Source organism: Sulfurimonas indica (assembly GCF_009192995.1).
GTDB classification, from domain to species: Bacteria; Campylobacterota; Campylobacteria; order Campylobacterales; family Sulfurimonadaceae; genus Sulfurimonas; species Sulfurimonas indica.
Genome location: NZ_SDID01000038.1, coordinates 1 through 12,454, shown reverse-complemented (window position 1 = coordinate 12,454; position 12,454 = coordinate 1). Strand labels below are relative to the sequence as shown.

General features: G+C 36.9%; 16 protein-coding genes. 2 read left to right on the top strand and 14 right to left on the bottom strand.

Going from position 1 to position 12,454, the window contains the following annotated elements:
- Positions 1-66: 66 nt before the first annotated feature.
- Genes mnmA through aroQ form a run of 9 tightly spaced genes read right to left on the bottom strand, consistent with a single transcriptional unit; the run spans position 67 to position 7,264 of the window.
- The gene (gene mnmA / locus ES948_RS10635) at positions 67-1,101 is read right to left on the bottom strand and encodes a tRNA 2-thiouridine(34) synthase MnmA (protein WP_152184927.1); all 1,035 of its coding nucleotides are present in this window, start codon (positions 1,099-1,101) and stop codon (positions 67-69) included.
- A gap of 8 nt (positions 1,102-1,109) precedes the next feature.
- Positions 1,110-1,985: a flagellar motor switch protein FliY gene (gene fliY, locus ES948_RS10630; RefSeq protein ID WP_152184926.1), complete on the bottom strand. Its 876-nt coding sequence runs from the start codon at positions 1,983-1,985 to the stop codon at positions 1,110-1,112.
- Entirely contained in the window at positions 1,986-3,080 is a 1,095-nt protein-coding gene (gene fliM, locus ES948_RS10625) for a flagellar motor switch protein FliM (RefSeq protein WP_152184925.1), read from the bottom strand.
- Between the two features lies 1 nt (position 3,081).
- The gene (locus ES948_RS10620; protein WP_188109520.1) at positions 3,082-3,768 is read right to left on the bottom strand and encodes an RNA polymerase sigma factor FliA; all 687 of its coding nucleotides are present in this window, start codon (positions 3,766-3,768) and stop codon (positions 3,082-3,084) included.
- The gene (locus ES948_RS10615) at positions 3,765-4,100 is read right to left on the bottom strand and encodes a hypothetical protein (RefSeq protein WP_152184924.1); all 336 of its coding nucleotides are present in this window, start codon (positions 4,098-4,100) and stop codon (positions 3,765-3,767) included. The genes ES948_RS10620 and ES948_RS10615 overlap by 4 nt, the downstream gene beginning before the upstream one ends.
- Positions 4,101-4,118: 18 nt before the next feature.
- The gene (locus tag ES948_RS10610) at positions 4,119-5,003 is read right to left on the bottom strand and encodes a P-loop NTPase (protein WP_152184923.1); all 885 of its coding nucleotides are present in this window, start codon (positions 5,001-5,003) and stop codon (positions 4,119-4,121) included.
- Complete coding sequence (gene flhF / locus ES948_RS10605) at positions 5,000-6,292, bottom strand: flagellar biosynthesis GTPase FlhF (RefSeq protein ID WP_152184922.1); 1,293 nt, start codon at positions 6,290-6,292, stop codon at positions 5,000-5,002. Before flhF ends, ES948_RS10610 begins: the two co-directional genes overlap by 4 nt.
- Positions 6,289-6,837 (bottom strand): 2-amino-4-hydroxy-6-hydroxymethyldihydropteridine diphosphokinase, encoded by a 549-nt coding sequence (folK, locus tag ES948_RS10600; RefSeq protein ID WP_246153870.1) that lies wholly within the window; start codon positions 6,835-6,837, stop codon positions 6,289-6,291. The genes flhF and folK overlap by 4 nt, the downstream gene beginning before the upstream one ends.
- Positions 6,782-7,264: a type II 3-dehydroquinate dehydratase gene (gene aroQ, locus ES948_RS10595; RefSeq protein WP_152184921.1), complete on the bottom strand. Its 483-nt coding sequence runs from the start codon at positions 7,262-7,264 to the stop codon at positions 6,782-6,784. Before aroQ ends, folK begins: the two co-directional genes overlap by 56 nt.
- A 144-nt stretch (positions 7,265-7,408) precedes the next feature.
- Between aroQ and mqnF the strand changes: the two genes are divergently transcribed.
- Positions 7,409-8,632 (top strand): aminofutalosine deaminase family hydrolase, encoded by a 1,224-nt coding sequence (gene mqnF, locus ES948_RS10590; RefSeq protein ID WP_152184920.1) that lies wholly within the window; start codon positions 7,409-7,411, stop codon positions 8,630-8,632.
- Positions 8,633-9,502, top strand: a complete 870-nt coding sequence (sppA, locus tag ES948_RS10585) for a signal peptide peptidase SppA (protein WP_152184919.1) — start codon at positions 8,633-8,635, stop codon at positions 9,500-9,502.
- A gap of 6 nt (positions 9,503-9,508) precedes the next feature.
- Here the strand turns inward: sppA and ES948_RS10580 are convergent, their stop codons facing one another.
- The 5 genes from ES948_RS10580 to ES948_RS10560 all read right to left on the bottom strand — a co-directional run.
- A complete protein-coding gene (locus ES948_RS10580; protein ID WP_152184918.1) occupies positions 9,509-10,108 on the bottom strand; it encodes an FmdE family protein in 600 nt (199 codons plus the stop codon).
- Positions 10,109-11,359 carry an exodeoxyribonuclease VII large subunit gene (gene xseA / locus ES948_RS10575; protein ID WP_152184928.1) on the bottom strand — a complete coding sequence of 417 codons (1,251 nt, stop codon included), beginning with the start codon at positions 11,357-11,359 and terminating at the stop codon, positions 10,109-10,111.
- Between the two features lie 15 nt (positions 11,360-11,374).
- Positions 11,375-11,665, bottom strand: a complete 291-nt coding sequence (locus ES948_RS10570) for a type II toxin-antitoxin system RelE/ParE family toxin (RefSeq protein WP_152184917.1) — start codon at positions 11,663-11,665, stop codon at positions 11,375-11,377.
- A complete protein-coding gene (locus tag ES948_RS10565; protein ID WP_152184916.1) occupies positions 11,655-11,897 on the bottom strand; it encodes a type II toxin-antitoxin system Phd/YefM family antitoxin in 243 nt (80 codons plus the stop codon). Before ES948_RS10565 ends, ES948_RS10570 begins: the two co-directional genes overlap by 11 nt.
- A gap of 105 nt (positions 11,898-12,002) precedes the next feature.
- Positions 12,003-12,454, bottom strand: a 452-nt coding sequence (locus ES948_RS10560; RefSeq protein ID WP_223176052.1) for an autotransporter outer membrane beta-barrel domain-containing protein, incomplete at its 5' end; no start/stop codon positions are given.

Below are 12,454 nucleotides of genomic sequence, written 5' to 3'. Positions count from 1 at the left end.
TCGCTTAATATTTGAAGAAGTTTGTCTGAAGTTTTCGGTTTGTTTAAAGATTGTGAAAAGTGGTGATTATGCGTCTATAATCCAACCACCACCAATTAGTTTATTTTCATCATAAAATACTGCAGCTTGTCCTACAGCAACACCAAAAACACCCTCTTCAAGTTCTAAATAGGCTTTATTATCTTTAATCTTAACATGACAAGGTACAGCTTTCGTTCTGTATCTCAATTTTACAGTAGTATCAAACTCTTTTTTATCATGGAACATATTAAGATTATCAAGTACTACTTCTCTGCAAGCAAGGTCTTCACGTTTACCAACTACGATTTGGTTTTTTTCAGGAATGATTTTTGTAACAAAATGCGGTTCATGTGCACCTTTAACTGTAAAACCTCTTCGTTTTCCAATTGTATAGTGCATATAGCCTTTATGTTCACCTACTACATTTCCATTTACATCAAGTACTTCACCAACCTGGTCAACTTTTACATAATCTTTAAGTACATCTGTATAAGTAGTTTCTACAAAACAAATTTCGCTCGACTCTGCTTGAGATGCAAAAGATTCTAAGCCCTCAATAGAAGCGGCTAATCTTTTTATATCACTCTTTTTTCTCTCACCAAGAGGAAACTTCAATCTTGGCAGGATCTCTTTGTTTACATAAAAAAGAAAATAACTTTGGTCTTTTGTATCATCTTCTGCTTGATAAAAATACTCTCCATCTGTTTGAATATAATGCCCAGTTGCTAGATACTTTGCACCAACTTTGTCTGCAAACTTGATCATCTCACCAAACTTCATCGTTCGATTACAAAGTGCACACGGATTTGGTGTTTTTCCTTCAGCATATGTATCAATAAATGGTCGAAATACATTCTCATTAAATTTATCTTGCAGATCAAGAACATGTAGTTTTATTCCTACAAAATCAGCAGCTTTTTGTGCACGAGCAAGATGTATTTCATGGTATCCCGGTTTTGAGTGAAGTTTCATATAGAGACCTTCTACCTCATAACCCTCTTCTTTGAGCAAAAGTGTTGTTACCGTAGAATCAACACCTCCACTCATACCTACAAGAACCTTATTTGAATTTAATTCCATACTCTGACTTATCCTTTAAGTTGATTGAGACGCTCTTTTTTTGTCCCAATAGTAGTAATTTGTACTCCAAAGTTTCCATCAACAATAACAACTTCCCCTTGTGCAATCACATGGTTGTCAACTAATATTTCCAGTGGATCATTTGCAAGCTGATTAAGTTCAATTACAGAACCAATATCCATATTCAGTACATCTTTTAAAAGCATGCGTTTTTTTCCAATTCTTACACGTACTGGCAGTTTGACATCCATAATAAGAGCAATGTTTTTCATCTCTTCACTGCTTAACTTTATAGATTCATCATCACAATTATTATCTTCTGTAGTAGACCCTTTAGATGCTTCACTTTCTAACGACTTCTGACTATCATCTGAACCATACAGTGCATTATAAAGTTTATCATCAATGATGAACATTAAAAGAGAGTTTATACTATCTAGAGAAAACTTGTATACAAACATTCTGCTAAATGATTCTAAGCTTACCTCTTCATCATCTTTTACAAGCTCAATACTTTCTACTGAAAAAGAGAGTACTGGAAGCTCTTTTTGAGCTGAGAGTGCATTTGAAATCGCACCAAAGATATTAGACACTATCTCTTTTGCTGCATCCATATCATCATCATTAACATCATCTCTCTCGCTTGGTTCTTCACCCATCATCATATCTGAGAGTGAAGCTGCTAAATTCGGTGGTAAGGCTACCATTACATCAGCATCTACATCACCGCTTACTTTAATTTTCACCAATACAATTGGAGGAACAATATTTGAGATAATACTTAACTCTTGCTCTTCTTTTAATTCTAAAGATGGTGCTGCTCCAACAAGGGCTTCTATCGTACCAACTGTCTCTTCTTCAAAGAGTTTCATAAAATCACTCATCTAAATATCCTCATCTTCAACTAAATCATCTTCATGGATAATATCTCGTACACCTGATATCTTTTCATGTCTCTGTTTTTCTAAATTTTCAAGAGCACGTTTAACAGCATCTTTTTCTGTCTCAATTATCTCTGTAATCTGTATGGACTTTCTAAAACGTCTCAGTCCTATTTCACCACGGAAACGCTCTTTACCATCAACCGCAACAGTTACAATATCATCTGCTGCACTTGAGAGTCGCAGGACATCACCAACCTTTAACTCCAAAATATCAGCCATTGTGAGGTCCGCTTCTCCCAAGTTTGCCTCAATGTTTACTTTTGCACCACCGAGAAGTACTTTTAACTCGGTATTTCTACTCTTTTTCGAGCTTGTTTCATTCAGCATCAAATCTCGACTTGCCAGTTTTGGTAGAATCGGCTCTAATGAGATAACAGGGTAACAAATATTCATCATACCTGAAGAGTGCCCGATGATTATCTCCATAACTACCATCACAACAATCTCATTTTGTGCAACGATTTGAACAACATTTGGGCTTGACTCTTTGGACTCTACTGTTGGGTAAACCTCCATCACAGGTCCCCAAGCCTCTTTTAGAGTACTCATCATAACACGTAAAATTGTCTCAAATAGTGAAAGTTCGATATCTGAAAACTCACGTGAAGCATCAAAAGGTTCACCCTTGCCACCAAGTAGTCTATCTAACATTGGAAAAGCAATGGATGGATTGATCTCAATAACACCGCTTCCCTCCAATGGTTTCATCGAAAAGACATTAAAAGATGTAGGGTTTGGCAAGGACATCAAGAACTCACCATAAGTCATCTGGTCAACTGAGTGAAGTTGAATCTCTACGATCGAACGCATAATAGAAGAGATTTGTGAAGCCAAAGAGCGCGCCATTTTATCATGTACCCCACGAAATGCACGAAGCTGTTCTTTGGAAACACGGTTTGGACGTTTAAAATCATACAGCGTAACTTGACGTTGAGGAAGAAGATTTTCATCACCGCTCTCTAGGACATCATCACCTTCATCTTCAACGACGTCAAGTAGTGCATCAATCTCTTCTTGAGAAAGTATATCTGCCATACTACGCTCCTATCCCTTCTTTAATTTTTTGAATTACAGATTTATGTATCTGTGAAATTCTGGATTCTGTTATGTTTAGTATATTACTAATCTCTTTGAGTGTCAACTCTTCAAAGTAATATAACTGAATAATCATCTGTTCTCGTTCTTTATAGGTAGAGAGTACCTTTTTAATCACCTCAACGAGCTCATCTTTTTCAATCTGTGCGAGTGCTGCACCCTCATCACCAACTTGTAGTTGGTCATGAAGAGGCATAACTGTATAGATATTTGATGCGATTCGTGCTTCATGGATCTTGTTGATATCTTCATCCAACATCTCCGCCAACTCTTCATCACTTGGTTCGTCATCGTGTGTGAGACGATACTCTTCGACTGCATAATCTATCTGTTTAACAAGTTTACGGCTTGCACGTGAGAGTATATCCAAACTTCTGAGATAATCCAGCATCGCACCATAAACTCTCTTTTTTGCATAACCCCAAAAAGAGTCATTTAGATTTTCATCATACCTGCGGGCAAGTTTAATGAGCTCTTCCGTGCCTATGGCAGAAAGATCTGAAAAATCAACAGAACTAGGTAGACGTTCTTTAAGACGAAATGCCATCGCCTTAACTGCTGGAAGGTACTGAAGTGCGAGTTCATCTTCTTTATGTTTTAAGTCTTGAACATATGCATTGGCTATCATGATTGTTTTCCTGCAGGGTCTTCATTGTTCATTTTTATCGCTATATCTGTAATTTTACAGGCTGAATCTATCAGCTTTTCACGCTTATTTATCTCTTTTACAAAGAGATCAAGTTCTATCTCATGCCTCTCTTTAGGAAAATTATAGGCTTTTACCGTAATTGTTCTGTAGTATAGTGCAATAATAATATGCGAAAAAAGATAAAAAAATGTCGTTATGAGAAAAGTATATGTAAGCAATCCTTCTGCATCAAATGACTTTAGTATACCAAAGATGATACCTACAAAAAAGCCCCATACAGTAAAGAAATAGACAAAATTCTCACCTAACATAACCTACCCCAACAAAGTTTAAAAATGATCCATAAGCCTTCTAAAAAGACCTGATAGGCCACTCTCATTAGATGTAACCAGCACATTTCGTTCCAGCTTCGATGCGATTCGGTTAGCAATTTGCTCTATATCACGTGTTGCAGCAGCCGATGGATAGAGTGAACAAAAGAGTGCTCTTTGTTTGATTGCACTTGCTACTTTGGCATCAGAATTGATCTTACCAACTAACCTTAAGTCTAAGTCCGTACCTATATTTGCGTGAGCTACTTTTTTTATTTTATCAAAAATACCAACAGCCTCTTTCTCGCTCTTGACCTGGTTCATAATCATACCAACATCATCACGCAATGTTGCAATCGTTTTGATTGTAGCATAGGCATCGGTAATAGCTGCAGGATCTGGAACTGTAACGACTATAACATCATCAGCAGCATTCAAAAACATCTGGATATGTTCACCGATACCTGCTCCTGTGTCTATTATCATCACATCAAGTTTATCTAGTACCTGTGCCTCTTCCATAAAACGCTCAAAAAGCGCCATATCAGAATACTTCAAAATCTCATCACCACTCTCACCAGGAATCAAAATAAGATTTCTCGTAATTGGAATGAGAATATCACTCACACTAGCCTCACCTTTTAGCACATGCAGAATATTTTTTTTGATTTTGACATTAAACATAACATCAAGGTTTGCAAGACCGATATCCGCATCAAAAATACCAACATTAAGACCACGCTGTGCCAAGATGTATGCAAGATTTGAGCTGATAGTACTTTTTCCGACACCACCCTTGCCTGAAGTAATGGCAATGAAACGAGTCTTTTTTGATTTTTTTGGACCTTGATTACTACTTGAAGCAACAAGTTCTTCAAGCTTTTCGGCTTGATGTCCTATCATACTTTACTCCTGTTAAATCCATGCAACAGAGACTCTACCAAAAAGTCACTTGATGCCGGTACCAAATCTTCCGGAACTTCCTGTCCAACTGAAAAATAACTGATCGGTTTCTTTGTCTCATAAGCTAATGAGAATATATTACCAAAGCCCATCGTCTCATCCAGTTTTGTAAACATCAGTGTGTCAATCCCCAAAGATGAAAAATTTTCATAAGTCACTTTCAAGTCTTCATACTTGATTGAGCTTGGCATTACCAAAACGACATCTACATTGTAGTCTGTATTATTCGCGTTCAAGCATTCATAAATCTTTTCAATTTTTCCTTTATCATAAGGAGAAGAGCCCATTGTATCGATTAAAATATAGTCACAATATTTCAAAGAATCCAGTGCATGAGAGAACTCAGGAGGGTCCACTACAGTCTCAATACCAAGCTTCATCATTCTTGCATACTGCATCAACTGCTCAACAGCACCTATACGATAGGTGTCAAGCACAACAAGGCCTACTTTATATTTTTTCTCCATTAAAAAAGAGTAACGTGCTGCAAGTTTTGCAATGGAGGTTGTTTTTCCAACTCCGGTAGGACCTACAAGCATAATAACTTTTTTGCTACCAACTGTAGGGGTACTCTCTCGTCTTATAGGTACCATTTTACGCAATATTGTCTGGAAATAGCGTTTGACTGTTGCAGAGTTCTCTCGCATCTTTAGAGGCATATGTTCTAAAGTTATCTGCATCAGCATATCAAGATGTTCTCTGTTCATTCCACTTTGTGATGCGAGTCTGTAAATCTCTGCAAACTCTGGCGGAATTTGATTCTCTAAGTCAGGTGCCTTTTCATCCCAAAACATATTTTGGATGATTTTTACCTTGTCTGTAAGCTTGTTAATCTCCGCTTTTATCTCTTTAAGTTCTTTTGGTTCAACTGCCGGCTGCACTGATGATTGCTTTGTACTCTGCATTGGTTCCATGTACTCTTTTAAAGGATCATCTACAACTTTACTGATCTCTGAGATCTGTTTTGCTGCGTGAGAGATATCATAAAGCACATCTTTTGATTCATTTTTAAGCGGTTGCTGCTTTGAGAGTGGCTTTTGTGTTTTTTTGTACGTTGATGGGATCATCTCTTCATCAATACCGATGACTATCTCATAGAGTGCTTCTTTACCTAATGCTTTTTTTTGAATCTCTTTGGTCTCAATGAGCATTCCCTCATCACCAATCTCCATCTTTGCTTTTTTAAGTGCTTCTGATGGAGTACGACCTGTAAATGTTAAAATCTTCATCTTCTAAGCCCTGCAAGTGGAATCACTACACTCTCACGTTTAAACCACTCTGCGTGAGGAATAGTTAAATCATCTGTTTTGATTTGACGGTTATCAAAAAATATAATATCCAAATCTAATGTCCTTGGTGCATTCGCAAAACTTCTACGTCTGCCAAATTGTTTCTCTACTCTATGCAAATAACGTAAAAAAGTTTTTGGTGCCATCGATGTCTTTACTATCATGATTGAGTTAAAAAAATCATCCTGGTCTTTATATCCAAATGGAGGATTTTTTAAAATCAATGATGTTTTTAAAAGTTCTACCTGTTTCTGCCGTTTCAAATAAAAAAAGAGATGTTCAAACCTGCGACGAACATCTCCAATGTTTCCACCTATTCCAATCGTTACTTCATATGGTAATGAAGTTTTACTTTTTGAGACATATGGAAAGTGCAAGCCATAAAAAGCCGTTAAACCTTTTGATACCCTGCGTGAGAGATACATTGGTCTACGCTTGTGCCTTTTGAGCTTGTGCCTGTGCTTCTTGAGCAGCTTTGATCTCATTCATGATTTGAAGCATACCCATCATTGCCAAGTGATATCCAAACGGACCAAAACCGATAACCGAAGATGCACATACTGGTGCGATTAAGTTTTTCTGACGGAACTCTTCACGACGATAAACATTACTGATATGAACCTCAATAGTAGGAATACTTACAGCACTTATTGCATCACGGATAGCGATTGAAGTGTGTGTATATGCAGCAGCATTAATAATAATTCCCTGCGCTTCACCATAACACTCTTGAATTTTATCTACCAACTCACCCTCTAAGTTACTTTGAAAAAACTCAATCTCAACACCATTTTGAGATGCAACCTCTTGCATCTGTGCATGAATTTGCTCTAGTTTCATTGGACCATAGATATTTTGCTCTCGAACACCAAGCATATTTAAGTTTGGACCTTGAATCACTACTATTTTCATTATCAACCTTTTTATCTTATTTCAATTTTGGTATTTATTTTACCTAAAGTATTATTAAATAGAGTTACAATAAAAGAAAAGTATTTAAATTATTTTTTAAAGTGTATAATTATAAATAAAAAAGAAAGCGATTTAAAAGAGTATATGCAAATAATTACACCACATTACATTATGCTACGAGACAGAGTTGTAACAGGTTTATCTGTTGCCTTTGAGAAACGTATTAAAAAAATAGCACCTTTTGAAGAACTCATCGAAGAGTTTCCCGATGCAAAAGTAACAACACTGCGTGAACATTCACTGCTTATGCCGGGACTTATCAATGCTCATGTTCACATCGAATTTTCAAAGAACAAAACAGAGCTGAGTTACGGGGACTTTATCAACTGGCTCTACAGTGTTATAGAAAACAGAGCTGACTTGGTGAATGAGTGTGGCATAGAATGTATGTCTGAGGCCATTGACAAAATGCTTGCCAACGGAATTACAACATTTGGAGCTATCAGTTCCCATGCCATGGACTTTGAGGCCTGTGCAAAAGCAAAACAAAATGTTGTCTTTTTCAATGAGCTTATCGGCTCACAAGCGACAATGGCAGATGCACTTTGGGGTGATTTTCTAGCAAGACTTGATGCTTCAAAAACCATAAAGCGTGAAGGTTTTTATCCGGCTGTAGCGATTCACTCACCTTACTCAGTTCATCCTATCCTTGTTAAAAAAGCGATCGATATTGTAAAAAATGAGAACTTAAAACTGACTGCTCATTTTATGGAGAGCGTTGCTGAGAGAGAGTGGCTTGATGAGAGCAGTGGTGACTTTAAGGAGTTTTTTGAAAAACTGCTTTCTCAAAAGCAGAGCGTAAGCTCCGCAGACGAGTTTTTAAGCTATTTTGAGGGTACTAATGCACTCCTTACGCATGTTACCAATGCAAATGAGAGTGAGATAAAAACCATTGCAAAAAATGATTATACTATCATTCACTGTCCAATCTCAAACAGATTATTAGGCAATCCAACACTCAACATCAAAGAGCTTAATGAGAATAACATCTCATGGATTGTAGCGACTGACGGACTGAGCTCTAACTATGAGCTGGACCTTTTTGAAGAGATGAAGATATCGCTCTTTATACACAGTGATGCTCCACTGCTTCAATTAGCCCAGGCACTCCTTGATGGAGTAACAATCCATGCAGCAAAAGCACTTGGTCTTAATACCGGAGAGATTGCAGAGGGGAAAAATGCTGATATGCTTGTAATTGACTTGGAAAATGAACCAACAAAAGAACTGCCGATTCATTTAATATTACACCGATATAATATCTCAAAAGTTTATATCAACGGAAAACTAGAAATTGGAGAAGTTTAAATGGAAGTAATTAAAAAGATTTTTTCACCTATAACAGGGACAATAAACTATATTCAAAATCACTTCAAAGCCATGCTCTTTATCTTACTGCTCGTTATTCTTTTCGCACCGACAAGTGAGCAGGAATTTACGCCAAACAATCTGCAGAAAATATCTTTAATCGGTCCGATTATGGATGCAAGTGACATTATAGAAAAAATTGATAATGCTACAAAAAATGATGCGATAAAAGGTGTTTTACTTACAGTTGATTCACCAGGTGGTGCTGTTGCCCCATCTGTTGAAATTGCCTATGCCATTAAACGATTAAAAGAGAAAAAACCTGTTGTTGTCTATGCAAAAGGAACCATTGCAAGTGGGAGTTACTATGCAAGCATCTGGGCAGATAAAATCATTGCAAATCCGGGAAGTATGGTTGGAAGTATTGGTGTTATCATGCAAGGAGCTGATTTAAGTGGTGTTATGAATAAAATTGGCATCAAAAGTCAGGTTGTCAAAGCTGGTCTTTACAAACAAGTTGGAACATCAGACCGACCCTGGAAACAATATGAGATCAATGAGTTAAACAAAGTTATTCAAGGTACTTATGATATGTTTACCCAAGATGTAGCTCGTGCCAGAAAGCTTGATCTTAAAAAAAGAGATATGTTTGCAAATGCACACATATTTACAGCTACACAGGCAAAAGATGTTGGACTTATTGATGAAGTGGGTGTAGAGTATGATGCAAAAAATGCAGTTATTGTAATGAGTGGTGTCTCAAAAGCCATCTGGAATAAAGAAGATAAATTTGACAAACTTATGAAGAAGCTAGCTGCAAATACAGCAGTCACTCTTCATACTTATTTTCCAGAATTAATACTGAAGTAATAGAGCCTAAAGCTCTTTTGCTTCTATTACACTCTCTTTGTTTTCAAAAATTCTTCGTACTCTGTCTTGCCATAGTTGACCAAATTTTTTCATATCATCTGGTGTTGCCGCTCCACTTTGCATCTTCTGCATCAAAGGCATCATTTCCGGATCAGCCGGTATGGATGATGGATTGTAAATCACATCAACACTTTGATTATTATCAACACGTGTAAAGCGGCCGCTTGCATTGATATCGGCACTAAAATGCATCAATGAATGACGTGCGAACTTCCCGCCTAAACCTTTAAAACCACTCTTATCAGTTGCACCTGTGATGTGTGAGACAACATTACCGATAACGCCGGCTACTCCATCTTCCAAGACCTCTGCAAACTCTACTTTTATATTGCCACGTACTGCCCTTTTATCTGAGTAAAGCGCTTTGAGTGCTGCTGCTGTCATCAGATAAGCACCGGCTACTGTCGGACAAGAGTGTCCTGCAGCTTTAACAACTTCGATATATGATATCTCATACTCACCATTTTCAAAAGCACCTAAAACCTTTGCTAAGGGGTCTACCAAACGAATACTCTCTACTTTATCATAAAATTCCGGATAATGCATCTATATCTTCCTTTTGTTTAAAACTTTTGCTTCAATAACGACACGTTCACTCTGTGCCTCAAAACTCTCACCAATTTCCAGTTCTTCAATATCTATGACTTGATTATTGCGCGAGATCTGTGCAAAACCTTTTTTTGTTTTTAATTTCGGATGATTGGATTCTAGCATTTTTCGTAAATGAATGAGTTGATTTTGCGCAAGATTAACGATAGAGTCCATAGCTTGAGGAAAACGATCTTTGATATTTTGCAGTTCTTTTGTTTTGGATGTGATTTTAAACTCTATTGTCTGTCTGAATCTCTCACGCAACTGTGCGATCATCTCTTTTTGCTGTTCTATTTTCTTTTCTACAGAGTGTTGCATATAGGAGAGTTTGAGATGCTCTAACTCTTGCTTTTTACTCTGCAATTTTTGCCCAAGCAGTTGCGAGAACTGTTCACTGAGTCCGTCTATACTCATATAAAGCTCATTCGTATCTGGCAGTATCATCTCCATGGCAGCACTTGGAGTTGGAGCTCGCAGGTCTGCAACAAAATCACTGATAAGCCAGTCTATCTCATGCCCCACTGCCGAGACTATCGGTGTTTGTGCATGAAAGATTGCATCAGCAACACTCTCTTCATTAAAAGCCCACAGATCTTCTATGCTTCCACCACCACGTCCAACTATAATTACATCATACTCTTTTGTATCAGCCACTTTAATTGCATGAGCAATGGAAGCTGCCGCACTTTCACCTTGAACCAGTACATCATAAACATCAATCTCTAAGAGTCTGTAGCGTGCATTGGCAACACGTAGCATATCTTGCAAAGCTGCACCTGTCGCAGAAGTAATAAGGGCTATTTTTAATGGAAATTTTGGTAGCGGTTTTTTTCTCTCTGGAGTAAAATACCCCTGATCTGAGAGTTTTTGTTTAAGTTGTTCATACGCCAAAGCCAAAGCACCCTGTCCTGATGGCTCGATACTAAAACAGTTTATCTGATAGCTTCCACGAGGTTTATAGAGAGTAAGTGCTCCGTCAATGATGACTTTTTGTCCCTCTTGGAGACGAAACTTTAATTTACTTGCATTGCCACGAAACATAACACAGCTAATAGCCGAATCTCTATCTTTTAAAGTAAAATAGATATGTCCAGAGTTATGAAAGGTAATGCGTGAGAGCTCTCCCTCTACAAAAACACGCGAAAAGCTCTCTTCTAAAAGGTGTTTTATCTGTTCATTCAGGGCTGATACTGAGAGTGTGTGCATACTATTTCTCATATTTTAAGGTAAGTTTTCTCTATAGAGTGTCATAACATAGATACTCTTTTTTTCTTCATCATACATGTAAATAATTGAATAGCTTTGATAGACCAGTTTTCTTGTAGCTTTATATATCTCATCTGCCGGTCGTCCAGCTTTTGGAAAAGTCTCAAGTGTTGCAACAATAAACTCTTTTAATTTGTGTAAATATTTGTGAGTCAATTGTTTTGATTGTGTCTTTTCATAAATATATTCTGTAATCTGCTCAAGTTTGTTTGAGGCAGTTTTTGTGAAGTAAATCTTAATCTTCATATTTTTTCAGGATTGATTCAAATGCTGCATCAACACTAAAGAGATCACCGTCTTGTATCTCTTGCAATGACTTTTTAATATCCTCTTTTATTTCGTTGTAGCGACTCAGTGGCATTAAAACAACATTTTGATTATTTTTACTTGTAATAATGCACTCTTCATCCTTTTCACAAGCCTGAGAGATAAGTGATTTTAGATTGTTTCTTGCGTAAGAGTAATTTACTGCCTGCATTTGTCATCCTTTTAAATATTGTACAATTTTTTGACAAATATGACAAACTGATGTATTAGCCCCAGACAAGAGTCTGGGCAAGAAAGGAGAAATGAAAGATAGAACTTAAAATTTATACCCTACTAAGAATTGAAATCTACTTAATTTATCAACTGCAACATTTGCATTATAATGTGTTCCACTGACTGTCAATCCAACATTTGTACTACCTGATGTGTTCAATGCATAATCATACATCGCACTTGCATAGAAGTTTTTATTAATATCGTAATCAATACCAATTCGTCCCATTATTGCATTTGTATCTATATCATAACTTGACTGATCCCATGTTACAGTAGTACTATTCACAACATCTTCAGAATATTTTAATCGTACATAAGAAAGACCAAGATATGGTTTGATTTTACTCTCTTTAATATGAATACGATAATCATATCCTAATGCTATTGAGTACAAAGAGGAATTACCACTTGTATTATATTTTGAATACTCTAACCCAATTCTATGTGTATCATTGTAGGCACGCATCCCATTTGGCCACCCCGCGCATTTTG